This window comes from Tessaracoccus lubricantis (assembly GCF_039544535.1).
Classification (GTDB): Bacteria; Actinomycetota; Actinomycetes; order Propionibacteriales; family Propionibacteriaceae; genus Arachnia; species Arachnia lubricantis.
Genome location: NZ_BAABLV010000018.1, coordinates 17,437 through 35,266 on the forward strand (window position 1 = coordinate 17,437; position 17,830 = coordinate 35,266).

General features: G+C 69.9%; 16 protein-coding genes. 4 read left to right on the forward strand and 12 right to left on the reverse strand.

Features of this window, described 5'->3' with window-relative positions; all coding sequences use genetic code 11:
- Window positions 1–42: 42 nt before the first annotated feature.
- Together ABEA30_RS05510 and wecB are read left to right on the forward strand one after the other, a co-directional pair.
- Entirely contained in the window at window positions 43–684 is a 642-nt protein-coding gene (locus tag ABEA30_RS05510; protein WP_345580191.1) for a VOC family protein, read from the forward strand.
- A 52-nt stretch (window positions 685–736) separates the two neighbouring features.
- Complete coding sequence (gene wecB / locus ABEA30_RS05515; RefSeq protein ID WP_345580194.1) at window positions 737–1,804, forward strand: non-hydrolyzing UDP-N-acetylglucosamine 2-epimerase; 1,068 nt, start codon at window positions 737–739, stop codon at window positions 1,802–1,804.
- Between the two features lie 179 nt (window positions 1,805–1,983).
- On the opposite strand, the gene ABEA30_RS05520 is transcribed toward wecB, so the two are convergent.
- On the reverse strand, window positions 1,984–3,273 hold the full coding sequence (locus ABEA30_RS05520; RefSeq protein WP_345580197.1) for a nucleotide sugar dehydrogenase: 1,290 nt from the start codon (window positions 3,271–3,273) through the stop codon (window positions 1,984–1,986).
- A 68-nt stretch (window positions 3,274–3,341) separates the two neighbouring features.
- Window positions 3,342–4,067, reverse strand: coding sequence for a DUF6270 domain-containing protein (locus ABEA30_RS05525; RefSeq protein WP_345580200.1), 726 nt, complete (start codon window positions 4,065–4,067; stop codon window positions 3,342–3,344).
- A 241-nt stretch (window positions 4,068–4,308) separates the two neighbouring features.
- Here ABEA30_RS05525 and ABEA30_RS05530 point away from each other — a divergent pair, with 241 nt between their 5' ends.
- On the forward strand, window positions 4,309–5,850 hold the full coding sequence (locus tag ABEA30_RS05530) for a hypothetical protein (protein WP_345580203.1): 1,542 nt from the start codon (window positions 4,309–4,311) through the stop codon (window positions 5,848–5,850).
- Between the two features lie 50 nt (window positions 5,851–5,900).
- Here ABEA30_RS05530 and ABEA30_RS05535 read toward each other — a convergent pair whose 3' ends face one another.
- From ABEA30_RS05535 to ABEA30_RS05580, 10 genes are all read right to left on the reverse strand, one after another.
- Window positions 5,901–6,890 (reverse strand): Gfo/Idh/MocA family protein, encoded by a 990-nt coding sequence (locus ABEA30_RS05535; RefSeq protein WP_345580277.1) that lies wholly within the window; start codon window positions 6,888–6,890, stop codon window positions 5,901–5,903.
- Between the two features lie 2 nt (window positions 6,891–6,892).
- Window positions 6,893–7,981 (reverse strand): DegT/DnrJ/EryC1/StrS family aminotransferase, encoded by a 1,089-nt coding sequence (locus ABEA30_RS05540; protein ID WP_345580206.1) that lies wholly within the window; start codon window positions 7,979–7,981, stop codon window positions 6,893–6,895.
- Complete coding sequence (locus tag ABEA30_RS05545; RefSeq protein ID WP_345580209.1) at window positions 7,982–8,578, reverse strand: N-acetyltransferase; 597 nt, start codon at window positions 8,576–8,578, stop codon at window positions 7,982–7,984.
- A 134-nt stretch (window positions 8,579–8,712) separates the two neighbouring features.
- Complete coding sequence (locus ABEA30_RS05550; protein ID WP_345580212.1) at window positions 8,713–9,042, reverse strand: DUF202 domain-containing protein; 330 nt, start codon at window positions 9,040–9,042, stop codon at window positions 8,713–8,715.
- Window positions 9,039–9,401: a YidH family protein gene (locus tag ABEA30_RS05555; protein WP_345580215.1), complete on the reverse strand. Its 363-nt coding sequence runs from the start codon at window positions 9,399–9,401 to the stop codon at window positions 9,039–9,041. Before ABEA30_RS05555 ends, ABEA30_RS05550 begins: the two co-directional genes overlap by 4 nt.
- Window positions 9,402–9,405: 4 nt before the next feature.
- Window positions 9,406–10,557, reverse strand: coding sequence for a glycosyltransferase (locus tag ABEA30_RS05560; protein ID WP_345580218.1), 1,152 nt, complete (start codon window positions 10,555–10,557; stop codon window positions 9,406–9,408).
- On the reverse strand, window positions 10,494–11,366 hold the full coding sequence (locus ABEA30_RS05565; RefSeq protein WP_345580221.1) for an ABC transporter ATP-binding protein: 873 nt from the start codon (window positions 11,364–11,366) through the stop codon (window positions 10,494–10,496). The genes ABEA30_RS05560 and ABEA30_RS05565 overlap by 64 nt, the downstream gene beginning before the upstream one ends.
- Window positions 11,344–12,222: an ABC transporter permease gene (locus ABEA30_RS05570; protein ID WP_345580224.1), complete on the reverse strand. Its 879-nt coding sequence runs from the start codon at window positions 12,220–12,222 to the stop codon at window positions 11,344–11,346. The genes ABEA30_RS05565 and ABEA30_RS05570 overlap by 23 nt, the downstream gene beginning before the upstream one ends.
- Entirely contained in the window at window positions 12,223–13,398 is a 1,176-nt protein-coding gene (locus ABEA30_RS05575; RefSeq protein WP_345580227.1) for a glycosyltransferase, read from the reverse strand.
- Window positions 13,398–15,959 carry a glycosyltransferase family 4 protein gene (locus tag ABEA30_RS05580; RefSeq protein WP_345580230.1) on the reverse strand — a complete coding sequence of 854 codons (2,562 nt, stop codon included), beginning with the start codon at window positions 15,957–15,959 and terminating at the stop codon, window positions 13,398–13,400. The genes ABEA30_RS05575 and ABEA30_RS05580 overlap by 1 nt, the downstream gene beginning before the upstream one ends.
- Before the next feature lie 702 nt (window positions 15,960–16,661).
- Here ABEA30_RS05580 and ABEA30_RS05585 point away from each other — a divergent pair.
- A complete protein-coding gene (locus ABEA30_RS05585) occupies window positions 16,662–17,561 on the forward strand; it encodes a hypothetical protein (RefSeq protein WP_345580233.1) in 900 nt (299 codons plus the stop codon).
- Window positions 17,562–17,830 lie beyond the last annotated feature (269 nt).

Genomic DNA, 17,830 nt, shown 5'->3' on the forward strand with positions numbered 1-17,830 from the left:
AAGGAGTCTTTTCCGTGCGCGGCCGGCGGCTTAGGGTGAAGCATGACGAACCTCACCAGCCAGCAGGCCCACGACGCGCTCCCCCAGTGGCGCCCACTCCTCGGCCGCATGCACCTCATGGTGGACGCGGGCACGTTCGACGAGGCCCTCAGCTTCGTCAACGCCGTTGCCGCGATCGCCTCGGAACACGACCACCACCCCGAGATCGACCTGCGCTACAACCTCGTCCACCTCGCCGTCGCCAGCCACGACGTCGGCGCGCTGACCGAGCGCGATGTCCGCCTCGGCAAGGCGGTGGCGGACCTGGTGGCCGAGCGTGGCCTGAAGCTCCAGCCACAGCGGCTGGCCCAGTACGAGATCGCCATCGACGCGCTAGACATCCCCGCCGTCGCGAAGTTCTGGGCGGCGGTGACCGGGTGGGAACTGAAGGGCGTGGCCCTCTCCGACCCCGACCTCATCAGCCCAGCCATCTGGTTCCAGCAGATGGACGAGCCCCGGCCGCAGCGCAACCGCATCCACATCGACCTCACCGTCCCGCACGACGAGGCGCAGGCCCGTCTGGACGCGGCCACCGGGGCGGGCGGCAGGATCGTCGACGACTCGCACGCGCCCAGCTTCTGGGTGCTCGCAGACCCGGAGGGCAACGAGGTGTGCGTCTGCACCTGGCAGGGCCGCGAGGACTGACCCTCCGTCGCGGCTGCACGGTGCGCGGGCCGCGCTGTGCCAGACTGGGCGCGTGAAGTTCATGAGCGTCGTCGGTGCCCGCCCCCAGTTCGTCAAGCTCGGCCCCATCGTGCGGGCCGCGCAGCAGTACGACGGGGTGGAGCACGTCATCGTCCACACGGGGCAGCACTACGACCCCTTGCTGTCGGACGTCTTCTTCCGCGACCTGGGCATCCCCGCCCCCGATGCCCACTTGGGGGTGGGCTCGGGCACGCACGGCCGGCAGACCGGCGCGATGCTCTCGGAGATGGACGCGGTGCTGGAGAAGTACCAGCCAGACTGGGTGCTGGCCTACGGCGACACCAACTCCACCGCCGCGGCCGCGATGGCTGCGGTCAAGATGCACGTGAAGCTGGCGCACCTCGAATCGGGCCTGCGCTCGTTCAACCGCCGCATGCCCGAGGAACACAACCGCATCATCACCGACCACCTGTCGGACCTGCTGCTGGTGCCGACGCAGGTGGGCATGGACAACCTCGCCAAGGAGGGCCTGGCCCACCGCGCCCTGCTCGTCGGCGACGTGATGACCGACGTGTGCCTGGCCACCCGCGATGCCGTGGCCGACGACGCCCCGCAGCTGCCCGCGCAGGTGGACCCGTCGCAGCCGTTCGCGCTGGCCACCATCCACCGGGCCGACAACACCGACGACCCCGACCGCCTCCGCGCCATCCTCGAAGCCCTGAAGGCCGCCCCCGTGCCCGTGGTGCTGCTGGCGCACCCGCGGCTGGTGGCGCTGGCCAAGAAGCACGGGCTGTCGCTGTCGAACGGCTCACTGTTCGCCGTCGAGCCGCTGGCCTACCCGCAGATGGTGCGCGCCGTCATGGCCGCCTCCGGCGTCGTCACGGATTCCGGCGGCCTGCAGAAGGAGGCGTTCCTCCTCGGCACCCCCACCACCACCATCCGCACCGAGACCGAATGGACCGAGACGCTCGACGACGGGTGGAACATCCTCGACCCCGAGCTGGCGCAACTCTCCGACGTCATCGTGCGCCCCGCCCCCACCGGCGACCAGGGCCAGCCCTACGGTGACGGCAAGGCGTCGGAGCGCGTGATCGAGGCCCTGCTCAACTTCGCCGGCTGAGCCGGTCGCCTTCGCTGGTCGAGCCGGTCGCCTTCGCTGGTTGAGCCGGTCGCCTGCGAGGAACGAGCAGCGCGAGCGCGACGAAACCCCCAAGCGTTCCCACCACCTGAATCCAGGTTGCAGGAACCCCCGGGGGTTTCGACTTGTTCGAGGAGCGAAACGGGCTCAACCAGCGCGGATCAGCCCAGGCCGATGACGTGGATGTCGACGCCCGGGAAGTCGACCGGGTCGAGGCTGCGGCGGCCGTCGACGATCACGGAGACGCCGGGCAGGTCGTCCTTGCTCAGGGTGCGGTACTCGACGTGGTCGGTCTGCACCACGGCGTAGTCCGCCTGCTCGCCCAGGTGGTACGGAGCGAACCCGTACCTGGCCAGTTCCTCGTCGGTGTACATCGGGTCGTGCACGCCCACCTCGGCGCCGCGCTCACGCAGCTCCGCCACCACGGGGAACACGCCGGAGAACGCCGTCTCCTTCACGCCGCCACGGTAGGAGGCACCGAGCACCGCGACCCGCTTGCCGTTGAGGTCGCCCACGGCGTCTGCCAGCATCTGCACCGCGTAGGCGGGCATCCCGGCGTTGGCCTTGCGGGCGGTCTCCACGACGGTGGCGTCGGGGTCGGTCCACAGGTACAGCCGCGGGTAGATCGGGATGCAGTGGCCGCCCACCGCGATGCCCGGGCGGTGGATGTGGGAGTAGGGCTGCGAGTTGGAGGCCTCGATGACCTGGTAGACGTCGATGCCGTTCTTGCCGGCGAACTTTGCGAACTCGTTGGCCAGGCCGATGTTCACGTCGCGGTAGGTGGTCTCGGCCAGCTTGGCCATCTCGGCAGCCTCAGCCGAGCCCAGGTCCCACACGCCGTTGCCGCGCGGCAGGTCCGGGCGCTCGTCGAACGTCAGGACGGCCTCGTAGAAGTCCTTCGCGCGGCGGGCGCCCTCCTCGGACAGGCCACCGATCAGCTTGGGGTACTTGCGTAGGTCCTCGAACACCCGGCCGGTCAGCACCCGCTCCGGGGAGAACACCAGGTGGAAGTCCTGACCCTCGGTCAGGCCCGAGCCCTCCTCGAGCATGCCCTTCCACCGGTTGCGGGTGGTGCCCACGGGCAGCGTGGTCTCGTACGACACCAGCGTGCCCGGCTTCAGCCCCGCAGCGATCGAGCGCGTGGCGTCGTCCATCCACTCGAAGTCCGGGACGCCCTCGGCATTGACGAACAGCGGCACCACCACGACCACGGCCTCGGACTCCGCCACGGCGGCCGAGGTGTCGGTGGTGGCGCGCAACCGGCCGGCGGGCACCAACTCGGACAGCTTCTCCTGCAGGTGGGCCTCCCCCGGGAACGGCTCGGTGGCGGCGTTGACCAGGTCGACCACGCCCTGCTGCACGTCCGCGCCGATGACCTCATGCCCGGCATCCGCGAACTGCACGGCAAGCGGCAGACCGATCTTCCCCAGCGCTACGACGGTGATCTTCACCTGAGATTCTCCTCACACTCCGGCCCTCGCCGGACACAGGCCACAGCCTACAGCGTCGGAGGATGGGGCTACGCAGCGGGAACCAGCGGGGGGCCCGCAGGCGACACCGTGAGGGCGGCGCGGATGGTGTCGCGCAGCCAGTCGTGGGTCTCCGGGGCGTAGTGGAACGGCGATGCGCCCCACTTGTGGTTGTCGTCCGAGACCACCAGCTCGTCGGGGATGCGCACGCTCGGCACGCCGGCGTCGCGCAGGAACCCGTAGTAGATCGAGTACTTGGCGACGACGATCTCGGGCGTCCACCCCGCGTAGGGCTTCACGGGGGTGCCCGTGATGGTGGTGGTGGCGAACGGGGTCTCCAGGAGCATCGTGCGCTCGAGCATCCCCAAGGACCTCAGCAGGTCCACCAGTTGTTGGGCGGCCGGGCGCCAGAGGTCGAAGTGTTCCCGGGTGCCCAGCTTGATCATCGGGGAGGAGGCGAAGAGGTCGCCGAGGATGCCGGTTCGGTTCAGGTGCGGGGTGCGGGTCACGTGGGTGCCGTCGGGCAGTGCGACGACGCCGAGCCGTTCGACGAGCAGGTCGAGCACCAGGAGGTCGGTGGTGGCGTGCACCTCCTCGATCCGGCCGAACAGCGACGACGTGAGGTCGCCGAGCACCTGCCGGTCCTCGAAGCCCTTGGGCTCGAAGTCCGTGCCCAGCGCAGTCGGGGCCGACGCCGCGCTGATGAGCGACTGGCGAGCCACGTACCCCGTCAACTCGTGTTCATGCTTCAACTGCTCGAAGGTGTCGCGAATCACGCATCCGCCCGACATGAAGATCCCCGCCACCGCGGCCCCCCGTTCCTCTCGACTGCCCCGACCAGCCATGTTCCGCCACACCATACAGCCCGCCGCGCGGTTGGCCGGCCTCGACGCCCTGCGACACGGCTACCCCACCCTCGCCACGGGGTGGGGTGCGGCGACGCGAGGGCATCGTGCGGAACGTCGGCGGGCCCTCGATGGGTTAGCCTGCGGGGGTAGCGACCAGAGGGGGCCTGGCATGACTTCGCAAACCGTGCAGCGGGACGTGCGGTGGGGTGGACGACTCGTGATCGTCGGCATCGCCCTCCTCAGCGTGGCCGCCTGGGGATGGCTCTTCCGGCACTGGTTCCTGGCGGGCGACGACTACGCCTTCCTCGCGGACCCGGGCCACCCGCGTGGCACGTTCACGCCCGACTACTGGTGGGACTCCCTGGTCGACGACTGGGCGCGACGCAACGGGCGACTCTCGGACGCGGTCCTCCGGCTGCTGCTCCGCCCCGGCGAGTGGTTCTACCCGCTGTTCGCGCCATTCATGCTGACCGCCACGGGCCTCGGGCTGGGCTGGGCCGCCGTCGGCCGCCACCCAGCCCGGCAGGGCTGGACCCTCGCCGTCGGGCTGGGCGTCCTCCCGGTGGTCTGCTGGCTGGCGCCGGGCATGTTCGGCGACGGCATCTTCTGGGCTGCCGGCGCGGTCAACTACGTGGCCCCGCTGGGGCTGCTGGCGCTGGCCATCGGCGTCCACCAGCGGCTGCTCACCGGGTCGACGGTGGGTTGGCCCACCGTCGCCCTCGCCGGTGTGGCGATCCTCCTGGCCGACGCCATGCAAGAGGTCTCCTCGACCGCCAGCCTGGCCGTCGCCGTGGGGGTGGTGGCCCTCGGCCGGCTACGCCTGGGCGCCAAGTCCTGGTTCCTCGTGGCCTGTGCGGTGGTGGCCTTCGTCGTGCACATGTCCTCGCCCGGGCTCTGGCTCCGCTCGGGGCGGGTCGTGGGTGAGGCGACGGTGGTGGAGCGCGTCCTCCACGGCACGTCGGTCTCGGCGTCGATGCTGCTCACGCGGGGATGGCCGCTGTGGTTCGCCGTCGTGGCGCTGCTGGCAGCCACCGCGATGCGTCAGGAACTGCCCCGGTGGGAGAGGTGGTTCCTCGCCGGGGCGGCGGCGATCGCCGCGGCGTTCTTCGTGGTCGCCGGCATGTTCCGCATCCGCGTGCCCTCACTGTCGCTCGATGAGTTCCCGAGCGGCCGGCTGCCCCTGATGGCGGTGGTGTTCGCCCTGATGGTCCTGGCGATGGCTGCGGTCGGCGTCGCGCTGACGCTCTCGGCCCGACGGCTGGGCACCGCCACCGCCCTCGCCTGGCTGGGCTTCGCGGGGTCCTGCGTGTTCGTCTTCGCGTCCGGGGTCGCCAACACGCGGGTCCACCTGATGCCGCTCGCGCTGCTGGCGCTCACCGTGGCGGCGGCGCTGGCCCGCCTCACGGTCGGACGGCGGGCCAACCGTCGGGTCGCCGGCGGCCTCGCGCTGCTGCTCGTGGTGCCGTCGGCCGTCTGGTTCGACGCGACCCTGCGCGGTGTCCGGGAGAACGAGCGCTTCGTGGAGGGCCGCATCGTCGGGCCGATCGAGGCCGCCGTCGACGCGGACGCACCCGTGGAGGTCGCGGTGCCGCACCGACTGCCCCACCCGGAGATGACCTACCCTCGCGCGTTCGTGTCGGGCTACCTGCCCACGCTGCGCATCTACTACGGGCTCCCTGACCACGTGGCCCTCGTCCCGGTAGACGACTGAGGGTGGCCGCGGCGACGTGCCGCGACCATCCTCTTCCGATGCCTGTCCCGTTACGAGACGGTGATGAACTGGCCCGTCTTGGCGGACTCGATCATCGCCTCGCACACCTCGACGACGCGGGCGCCCTGCTCCATCGTCACGATGTCGGCCTCCAGCCCGAGCACCGCGTCGCGGAACTGTTCGTGCTCGGTGCGCAGCGGCTCTGGCTTCGGGATCGCGAAACGGGTGACGTCACCCTCCGAGACGCCGCGGAACTGCGCGATGTCTGCCCACGTGGTCTGCACGCTGCCGTTGGCGTAGAACGTCAGGTCCGCCGTCAGCGTGTCGGCCACGAACATGCCCTTCTCGCCGGTCACGATCGTGAGGCGCTCCTTGGTGGGCGTCAACCAGTTGACGAGGTGGTTCGACATCAACCCACCCTCGAGCTGGCAGGTGGCCGAGACCATGTCCTCGTACTCGCGGCCGGCCTTGCTCATCGTGCGGGCCGCCACCAGCTCGAACTTGCGCTGGGTCACCCACGCGGTCAGGTCGATGTCGTGCGACGCGAGGTCCTTCACCACGCCGACGTCGGCGATCCGGGCCGGGAACGGCCCCTGACGACGGGTGCAGATCTGGTACAGGTCCCCCAGGTCACCGTGCTCCAACCGCTTGCGCAGTTCCTGCAGCGCCGGGTTGTACCGCTCGATGTGACCGGTGGCACCAATGAGGCCCTTCGACGCGAACGCCTCGGCCAGCCGACGCGCGGCACCGGTGTCGGCAGCCAGCGGCTTCTCGACCAGCGCATGGATACCGGCCCCGGCCAACGCCAAACCGATCTCCTCGTGGTACACCGTCGGCGTCGCGACCACGACGTAGTCGGGCTTCTGCTCGATCAGCGCCTCGACGCTCGGCAGCACCTCCAGGTCACCGGCCACCCCGAACGGGTCACCGCCCGGATCCGCCACGGCCACCAGGTCCACGCCGTCGATGGCCCGAAGGTTACGGGCATGGTGACGCCCCATCGACCCCAGGCCGATCAGGCCCGCACGCAGGTTCCCCACCGTCACGCACCCACCTTCGCCAGCGCGTTGACCGCGGTCACGATCCGCTCCAGGTCGTCCTGCGACAGCGACGGGTGCACCGGCAGCGACAGGCACTCCAGCGCCGCCTGCTCCGTGTTCGCCAGGTCGACATCAGCCTGGAACGGCTTCAGACGGTGGTTCGGCACCGGGTAGAACATGCCCGAACCCACGTTGTACTCGTCCTTCAACGCCTTCGCCAGACCGTCACGGTCCTCCGCCACCCGGATCGTGTACTGGTGGTACACGTGCACCGCGCCGTCGGCCACCGGCGGCGTCACCACGCCCTCCAGGTTCGACGACAGGAACGCCGCGTTGCTCTGACGCTGCTCGGTCCAGGCGTTGACCTTCGTCAACTGCACCCGCCCGATCGCGGCATGGATGTCGGTCATGCGGTTGTTCAGGCCCACGACCTCGTTGTGGTACTGCTGCAACATGCCCTGGTTGCGGTACAGCCGCAGGTTGCGCTCCACCTCGTCGTTGGCGGCCGAGACCATGCCACCCTCACCCGAGGTCATGTTCTTCGTCGGGTACAGCGAGAACATCGCGAACGTGCCGAACGCGCCCACCGGCGTACCGTTCAGCGACGCGCCATGCGCCTGCGCCGCATCCTCGAACAACATCAGGCCATGCTTGTCGGCGATCGCCTGCAACTCAGCCATCTTCGCCGGGTGACCGTACAGGTGCACCGGCATGATCGCCTTCGTGCGCTCAGTGATCGACGCCTCGACGGACGCCGGATCCAGCGTGAAATCGTCGAGCGCGATGTCGGCGAACACCGGCGTCGCACCGGTCAACGCCACCGAGTTCGCCGTCGCCGCGAACGTGAACGACGGGACGATCACCTCGTCGCCCGCGCCGATGCCCGAGCTCAGCAGACCCAGGTGCAGACCCGAGGTACCCGAGTTCACGGCCACACACGCACGGCCCAGGCCGAAGTGCGCCGAGAACTCCTCCTCGAAGGCCTTGACCTCAGGACCCTGCGCGAGCATGCCCGAGCGCAGCACACGGTCAACCGCCTCGCGCTCCTCGTCGCCGACGATCGGCTTGGCGGGTGGGATGAAGTCGTTCACTTAAGAAACCTCCACGAGAGTGTTGTCGTCTTGTTCTTGGTACTTGTCGCCGGTCTGCGGGCACACCCACAGGCCTTCGGCGTCGCCCGCCTCGAGCGGCACGCCCGCGCGGCCGACCCAGCGGATGCGCTTGGCGGGCACACCGGCCACCAGCGCGAAGTCAGGCACGTCCTTCACCACGACGGCGCCGGCGGCCACCATGGCCCAGCGGCCGATCGTGACCGGGGCCACGCACACGGCGCGCGCACCGATGGAGGAGCCCTGCTTGCAGGTCACGCCCACGGGCTCCCAGTCGTCGCCGCGCTTCAGCTTGCCCTCGGGGTCGATGGCGCGGGGGTAGTAGTCGTTGGTGAACACGACGGCGGGGCCGACGAACACGCCGTCCTCCAGCACTGCCGGTTCGTAGACCAGTGCGTAGTTCTGGAGCTTGCAGTTGTTGCCCATCTGCACGCCGGTTCCGACGTAGGCGCCGCGCCCGACGATGCAGTTCTCACCGAGGACGGCCTTCTCCCGCACCTGGGCCAGGTGCCAGATGGAGGAGCCCTCCCCGATGACGGCGTCGGGTGAGACGTCCGCCGAATCCTGGATGCGAACCATGCTTGGGTCCCTTCACGTTCGACAAGCTCAGTGCGAGCACTTCGACAGCTCAGTCAAGAGCGATATCGCTGGAAGCGAGCATACCGGCTGCGCGTCCCGCACCTGCACCCGGCTGCCGTCAGTGACCATGAGTGCTACGAGACGGCCGTGACAACGGTGAGCACCAGCACGACGGCCCCGCCCGCGAGGATGGCCAGGGCCAGTGCCGCGGGAAGCGCGCCGTCGGGCAACTTCACCACGCCGGAGGTCAGGGAGCGGTGCGTGTAGCGGTACCGGCGCCTGGACGCGAACCCGAGGACGAGCGCGGTCAGCATGCCCGCGCCCGCCAACGCCCAGGCCCAGCCGCCGACGGTGGTGGCGGCGATGCGGGCGTAGACCAGCGCCCCGATGCCCAGCGCCAGGCAGGTGCGCTGCCACGCCAGGCCGGTGCGTTCGGGCTGGAGGCCCGGGTCGAAGACGCTCATGCCAGCAGGAAGCCCAGCAGCACCAGCACGCCCACCAGCCCCACGACGGCGGCCACCGGCAGGGCGAAGAAGGTCGACGGCAGCGGCTGCCCCTGCCGGAGGGCCTTCTCGTAGCGTGCCCAGCTCCACCAGCCCAGCGGCGCGGCGACCGTGCCGGCGGTCAGCAGGATGAGCGACGCGGCGATGCGGAAGCCGTCGTGGATGCCGAGGCCGAGCACCTCGAGCGCGATGCCGCCGGCCAGCAGCGCCAGCGAGGTGCGGATCCACGCGAGGTAGGTGCGCTCGTTGGCCATCGAGAACCGCGCGTCCGGCTCCTGGCCGGCGCCGTAGACGAACTGCGGGAAGCGTGGCCTGGTCATGGGGTCAGTATGCCGCGAGCCCGGCGATCAGCCCGGCAGCCTCGTCGTAGGGGCTCGGGCGCTCGCGCAGTTCCTCGCCCGCCGCGCGGGCGTTGGCGATGAGGGCCTGTCGGTGGGCGGCGTCCCGGGCGTACGCGCGGAGCGCCTCCACGACGGCGGGCACGCCGTCGACGATCACGCCTGCGCCCGTCCCCTCGATGAGTTCGCGGACGCGGGGCAGCGGCGTGGCGACGGTCGGCATGCCCATGGCGAGGTATTCGTAGACCTTGGAGGGCATGGCGTCGCGGAAGGCGGGGGTGTCGGCGAGGAGGCAGAGGCCGACGTCGGCCCCGGCCGCGATGCGCCACGCCTCCGTCGGCGGTTGGCGGTCGTGCCAGGTGACGAGGCGCGCATCCGGGCGCGCGAGGCGTTCGTCGAGCCAGTCGCGGTCCGAGGTGGCGACAGGGCCGACGAGGTCGAGTCGCCACGCCATGGGGTCGTCGACGGTGGCGGCGACGGCCTCGACCATGTCGCGGAGGCCGCGGGTGGTGCGGTTGTCGCCGATGTAGACCGCGCGCGGCGCCCGGGCCGAGCCGACCGCCGCCACGCTGGTTGAGCCGGCAGGCATCGGGGGCAGGAGCGTCACGTCGGGCACGTTGCGCATCACGAAGCGACGACGGGCGTGGCGCGGCGGCACGTGGTCGTCGGCCACCAGCACCAGGTCTGCCCGGGTGATGATCGAGTTCAGGACGGACACGGCCCCGCGCAGCACCGCGAGCAGCGGCCCCGGCACCCAGGCGCGGTCGCGCAGCAGTTCGCGGTAGTCCTCGTGCACGTCCGCCACCCAGCGGCGGCGCAACACCGTCGACGACAGCCACGCCGACAGCGCGGTGTCGGGGTCGATGGTGAGGAGCACGTCGCAGCGGGCCTGCCACGGCCAGAGCAGCGCCCGCAGGCCGCGCCGCAGCTTGCCCGCGGGCTGCGCGCCCCCGCCGGTGGCGGACAGGCCCCTGACGTGCACCTCGCAACCGGCGCGCCGCAGCGCGGCGACGGTGCGGTGCAGCCGGGCGTCTGCGACGTCGTGGCCCGTCGTGACGATCCCGACCCGGAGGCTCAGAAGTCCTCCATGACGATGGAGTCGTCGCCCACCTTCAGGAAGTCCAGGTACGCCTGGCACACTTCCTTCGGGTCACCGCGGCGGATGAGCTTGCCCTTGTGCAGCCAGACCACCTCGTCGGAGAGTTCCTGGATGGTGCCCAGCGCGTGCGAGACCAGCAGCATGGTGCCGGCGTGGCCCATGAGCTCGGCCATCTTCTGGTTGGCGCGGTCCTTGAACTTCGCGTCACCGGCCGACAGCGCCTCGTCGATGATGAGGATGTCGGGGTCCATGTGCACGGCGACGGAGAACGCGAGCCGCGAGAACATGCCGGAGGAGTACGTGCGCATGGGCATGTCGATGAAGTCGCCCAGGTCGGCGAAGTCGGCGATCTCGTCGAACCGCTCCGTGACCTGCTGGCGGGTGAGGCCGGCGGCCAGGCCGCCGAGCACCACATTCTCGCGGCCGGTGAGGGCCGAGTTGAAGCCGACGCCGAGCGCGAGCAGCGTCGAGACCTTGCCGTCGATCTCGATGCGCCCCTGCGACGGCGGCAGGATGCCGGCCACCGCGCGCATCAGGGTGGACTTGCCCGCGCCGTTGGCGCCGATGACGCCGGTGCACTTGCCCTTCTGGACGTTGAACGTGACGCCGCGCAGCGCGCGCACCTCGCGGTAGTTGACCTGCTGGCCGCGCAGGCGCTTGACCATGGCGTTCTTGAGCGTGTTCTTGCGCTCCATGAACACCTTGTAGGTGATGTGGAGGTCGTCGATGACGATGGCAGCGCCATCGTCGGAGGTGGGGGGCGCGACGGAGGCGTGGACCTCCGGCTCGGGTGCACCGGGCTGGCGCTCCAGGAACTGGGATTCGTCAGAGGCGGACAGCGAAATCACGCTCCCTCGAGATGAAGTAGAGGATGCCGCCGATGCTCAGCACGAGGGCCCACGCCGCAGCGGTGGCGACGTAGTACCACGGCGGGTTGTGGCCGTGGAGGGCGTCGGCCCACGTGCCCAGGAGGCCGAAGACGGGGTTGAGCAAGATCCACTCGCCCGTGACGTTGCCGATGGGGTTGGTCAGGAACTGCTCGCCGGTGTAGAGCACCGGCGAGGCGTACAGCCAGATGCGGATGACGTAGGGCAGGAAGTTGGCGGTGTCGCGGAAGTACACGTGCCACGTGGCGATGATGGAGCCCAAGCCCATGCCGATCAGTGCCGCGAGGACCACGACGACCGGGACCCACAGCAGCGTCCAGCTGATCGGCTTGCCCGACAGGAGGTGGATCGCCGCGTAGACCACCATGGTCGGCACGAAGCGGCGCAACGCCAGGTAGGTGTTGGCGAAGATCAGCAACTGCTTCGGGAAGCTCATGTTGAGGATGAGCGAGCCGGCGTTGGTCACCGAGGTGGCGCAGGCCTGCACGATGCCCGAGATGAGGAAGAACAGGAACAGCCCGCCGGCGATCTGCGGGAAGTCGGCGCGCGGCACACCGTTGGCGTCGAGCCTGCTGCCGCCGCCGATGATCATCACCAGCAGGTAGTACACCGCGGCGAGCAGCAGCGGGTTGAGCACCAGCCACGCCTGGCCGAGGAACGTGTTGGTGTTGCCGGCCCGGATGTTGGTGTCGCTCATCTCCTTCGCGAAGTCGAGGCGGTGCCACAGCTCCGTGAAGTACTCGCGCAGGTTGGGGATGCCCGCCTTGTGCGGGGTGTACACCCGCCGCGTGGACCTCTCAACAGTGTCCTTGGCCACTTAACCTTCTCCCCGGTCGTCCGCCTGTGCGGACCCCAGCTTCTCGTAGACGGCCCGCAGGCGGGCGGCGTCGGCATCCCAGCACAGGGCCGGGCGTGCCGCCTCGACATTACACACGTAGCGCGGGAAATCAGCAACGGCCTCCCTGATCGCGCGGGCGAGGTCTGCGGCGTCGCCGGGCGCGTACAGGGTGCCGAGTTGGTGTTGACGCACCACTTTGCCGAGTTCGCCGACATCGGTGGCAACGACGGGCAACCCGAGGCTGATGGCGTGGAACAGCTTGTTGGGCAGCGCCAGGCAGTGGTTGGTCCACTTGTCGGAGTGCGTCACCAGGCACAGGCCGGCCGCCGACATCAACGCCGACGCCTCCTCCAGCGGCAGGGCGCCGAGCACGGTGACGCGGCCCGGGTCGAACGACGTGAGCCACGTCTGGTCAGCCGGGCCACACAGCGTGATCGGCAGGTCGACGTGGCGGCTCGCCGCGGCGATGGTCTCGAGTTCGCGGTAGGCGGCGATGCGGCCGGCGTAGACCAGGCCGGTGGGCTGCTCCGGCACCGCCGGGTGGCTGTCGCGCAGCGGGAACGTGTTGCGCACGACGGTGACGTCGTCCCAGCCGTGCACGCCCTTCAGCGCGTCGGCCACGCCGTCGCCGACCGTGATGATGGCCGACGCGCGGCCACCGCACTCGGCCTCGACGCGCTTCTCGCGCGCGTCGGCCAGCGGCGTGGGGCGGAACTCGCGCGGCAGGCCGGTCCAGAGCTCGTGGGAGTCGTAGACCAGCGGCACCTTGCGCTCACGGGCGAGTTGGTCGCCGGCGGCGAGGGCAGTGAAGTCGTGGGCGTGCACCACGTCGAACTCGCGGGCCTGGGCGTCCTTGACGGCGCCGGCGGCCCAGCGTCCGAAGGACGAGCGGCGGTGCTCCGGCAGCAGCAGCCAGCGCGCGAACCTCAGGTGCGGGGGTAGCTTCCTGCCCGCCAGCGACGGGCCGCCCTCGCTGCGGAACACCGACGACGTGCCGACGGACGAGACCGTGATGCCGTCGCCCGGCACGAAGTCGGCCGGTACGGAGCGGCCGATGATGTGGACGGTGTGCCCGGCGTCGACGAGGGTGCGGGCCTCGCGCAGCACCCGGGTGTCCGTGGCCACGGAGGTGGCCACCAGCATGAGGATCTTCATCAGCGGACCGGCTTGGACAGCCCCATGAAGTCGGCCAGCACGTCGGCGCTGTGGCGGCCGTCGTGCCAGCGCGTGGCGTACTCGCGGCCCTGGTTGCCGAGGACCGCTGCCCGGGCCGGGTCTGCGGCCACCTGGAGCAGCACGTCGCGCAGCGTCTGCGACGTGGCCTCGACGACGGGCACCTCGTCCTTGATCCGCTGGCGCACCCGGTCTGCGACGTGGCCCACCACCACGCGGCTGCCGGACATGGCCTCGACGGCGGTGATGCCGTAGTCGCCGAGCCTGATCTGGTCGACGACGATGTCGGCGGCCAGCATCTCGCGGCGCATCTCGTCACGGGTCAGTTCGCCCAGGCCGCGGTAGACGATGTGGCCCTCGGCCTCGAGCTGGCGGCAGACGGCGTCGACGTCCTCCGAGCCCTTGATCGAGCGCCGCGACGGCACGTGGAACACGACGGGCTTGCCGCCGTGCGCCAGCGGCGCCGTCGACGTCTGCCACTCGTCGGTGTCGACGACCACCGGCAGCCAGGTGGCCTGCGGGAGGTAGTCGAGGAGGTCGTTCGTGGTGACGAACACGGGGCCGTCGAAGCTCAGCACGTGCGGGGTGAGGTCCTCCACCTGGCGCTGCAGGATGGCGGTGAGCTCCTCCGTCGGGTCCTTGAACGGGGAATCCGGTTCCAGGGAGGCGTGGATGCGGGGGTTGCGGATGTCGGAGCCGTGGAAGACGAGGCCCTGGCGGATGCCCTTGCGCGCGAACCAGGCCACCTCGTCGTAGAAGTGGGCGCCGTACTTCGCGCCGATGACCGACCGGCCGGATTCGGTGAGCACGTGCGTGACGCGGTCCTCGAGCTTGGCCTGCAACTGCTTCTGCCACGCGGGCGAGACCCACTGGCCGTAGGTGATGACCTCGTCGACGGGGAACGTCAGCGACTGCTCCCGGTGCCGCCAGACCGACTCGGCGATGGCCTCCGGGTACTCCCGCATGAGGGACTTGGCCCACAGCTGGGGCAGGCCCCCGGTGTTGGCGCAGCCGATGCGGATCCAGGGACGCGGCTCGAACAGCTTCGAATCTGCGAGCGTGGCTCGCTGCCGGAGCATGTCGCTGCGGATGGCGGTGAGGTTGTCGTGCAGCTTGGTGGGCTGCAGGCCGGGCAGGAGCGCCGGGTCGGTGATGCGCTTGGCCACGTCGACGATCACGTGCTCGAAGTGCTCGAACGTGTGCTCGGCGACGACCTCGTCGGTCAGGTTGGCGCGGTAGTGCTCCAGGTTGTTCAGCAGCTTCGTGGCGGCCTCGACGATCGACGGCGGGTTGGAGTGCTTGAACACCTCACCGATGCCCAGCGTGGTGACGCGCTCGGAGAGCCAGTCCATGTTGGAGGTGAGGATGGGCAGGCGGGCCTGCACCGACTCGAAGTACTTGTTGGGCGCCGCCCAGTTGTGGTTGCCCACGGGGAGGAACGGCATGATCGCGGCGGTGCCCGACGAGAGGTACTCGTCCACCTCGTGCGTGGGGGCGAACGGGACGAAGTGGACGCGGTCACGCACGCCGTGGGTGGTGGCGATGGCCTCGAGCTCGTCGGTGTACGAACTCTCCCGGCGCGCCCCGATGGCGAGGTGCACGCCGGGGAGGTCCTTCAGCGCCACGACGGCGTCGTGCACGCCGCGGTGGTAGCTGAGGCCGCCGGCGTAGACGAGCAGCGGGGTGTCGTCGTCGATGTGGAGGAAGTCGCGGATGGTGAGCGTCTTGCCCGTCTCCGGCAGGTTGCCGATGGGGGCGTTGGGGACCAGCGGCGGCACCTCGTCGAGGTGGTACTGCTCCGCGAGGAACTCGGCGATGGGCTGGCAGACGGTGACCGTGGCGTCGACCTTCGGCATGGCCTCGGTCTCGAGCGCCGGGAAGCCCTTGGTGATGTTGGGGTCGTCGCTGGCCAGGCCGTAGACGTACTCGCGGGCGTCGTACAGGAGGCCCATCTGCTTGCCCTTGGCGCGCTGGATGTCGGCCACCTCGGCGCCCATGGGGAGCAGGTGGACGTCGGTGACGATGACGTCGGGCTCGAGGCCGGCGATGACGTCGCGCAGCGCCTCCGTCATGACGGGCACGTGCGGGAGCGCGGCGCGCCAGTCGAACGGGGCGTTGGGGTCGTCCTTGGGCGGGTTGACCTTCTGCGCCGTCTTCGTGACGAGGCCCTGGGCGGGCCGCACGAGTCGCCTGTTGGCCTGCTTCACCACGGCGCCAGCCGTCTCCTCGACGCGCGCGATGGCCTTGGCCACCTTCTGCGGCGGGCGGCGACGCAGCGCGAGGTGGAACAGCTTGCGGACGATGCGGTAGAGGATCGACGGCGGCTTGGGGCCGGTGGCCGGGGCCGGCCCGCCGCTCTTCGGCTTGGCCTGGCAGAGGACGTACGGGACGCCGGCGATGACGCCCTCGTTGGGGATGCCCGTGCCGAAGCCGACCATGGTGACGCGATAACCCGCCGCGACCAGTGCCAGCGCGTTGCGCTGTGCCCGGGCGTCGATCTCGATGTTGTTGGGTAGCGCGATCACAGCATGGGGTCGCTGCATGCCTGTCCTCCAGCCTGGCCGACGGTACTGGCGTGCATCCTACCTTCTGACCTGCTCCTCCCCCGTGTCGGCGCATTGCCGCCCGTCGCAGACTGGCCCACCGTCGCAGACGTTGGGCGTCCTCGCAGATCTTGGCCCACCGTCGCAGACCCGAGGCGTCCTCGCAGACCTGGGGCGTCCTCGCAGACCTTCGCCCACCGTCGCAGACCCGAGGCGTCCTCGCAGACACTCCTCCGTCTGCGAACCACCGGCCGTCTGCAACGTGATTCCAAGCACCTCCCCCGACGGCGGCTCGCGCCCGACCCAGAGGCTCGGCCCTCACCGTCGCAGACCTTGCGCGTCCTCGCAGACCTTCGCCCACCGTCGCAGACCCGAGGCGTCCTCGCAGACACTCCTCCGTCTGCGACACCACCGGCCGTCTGCAACGTGATTCCAAACCCCTCCCCGACGGCGGCTCGCGCCCGAACCAGAGGCTCGGCCCTCACCGTCGCAGACCTTCGGCGTCCTCGCAGACCTTCGCCCACCGTCGCAGACCCGAGGCGTCCTCGCAGACACTCCTCCGTCTGCGACACCACCGGCCGTCTGCAACGTGCCCGAGGAGGCCGCGAGATCTGTCCGGGCCGCCGTCGACGACCACCCGGAGTTATCCACAGATTGCCTTGGGCATCGAAAATCCCGGGGGGTTTTGCCAAAGGTGATGGCATGCGACACATCTTCACCATGCAGGAACTCTTCGAGCAGGGCTGGAAGGAAGCCGAGGTCCCCCAAGCAATCGTCTCCGGCGCCCTCACCCGACTTCGTCGCGGCGCGTTCACCCAATCGACCAACGCGAACCGAGCCCGGATCGACGCGGGAGTCAAGGCATGCTCACCCAAGTCCGTTGTCAGCCATGCTTCCGCGGCCCTCCTCCACCAGCTGCCCGTACGACGGAAGGCCAGCGAGACGGTCCACCTGACGCGCACTCGCACCTCGGGCGGGCGAAACGACCGCGACGTGCACCTCTACTCGTGCCCCGTGCAGGAGGACGAGATCGTCAAGATCGGGGATCTAAAGGTGACCAACCTGGGCCGCACCGTCGTCGATCTGGCGCGACATGAGCCGCCCGAGTGGGCGCTGGCAGCCGGCGACGCCGCACTCAGGGCAGGACTCAGCGAGCACGAGCTGGATCTCCAACTCATCCGCGCAGCCAAGAGACCGGGCATCAGGCAGGCCCGGCGGGTGGTGGGATTACTGGACGGGCTATCTGAAAGTGCGGGTGAGTCGATCAGTCGGTGGTTGTTGAGCCAGAGCGGCCTGCCGATGCCGCAACTACAGGTTGAGTTGACGTCCCACGGTGAACTGGCCCGTGTCGACTTCTTCTGGCCTGAGCTCGGGCTGATCGGCGAGTTCGATGGAAAGGTGAAGTACGGCCGGACGTTGAAGCCCAACCAGGATCCGGGCGAGGTCGTCTTCGCCGAGAAGCGACGGGAAGACGGGCTGCGTGCCCAGGGCTACCTCGTCATCCGGTGGACGTGGGCCGACCTCAAGAACCCGGCGACGTTCATCGCAATGATGCGAGCCGGCATGGAACTTGCCGCTCGCGTTGTGCGCCCCGGCTCCTGATCGACAGCGAGCGCGCCGTCGGGCAGGGCCAACCACGCCGCAGACTTAGGCCAATGTCGCAGACCTAGGCCAACGATGCAGACCGGAGCCCACGTCGCAGACCCAAGCCCACGTCACAGACAGTCCTCTGTCTGCGACACCACCGGCCGTCTGCAACGACAAGCCACCGTCTGCGACGACGGGCCCAGGGTCTGCGACGACCAGCCCAAGGTCTGCGACGACGGGCCCAAGGTCTGCGACGACCAGCCCAAGGTCTGCGACGACGGGCC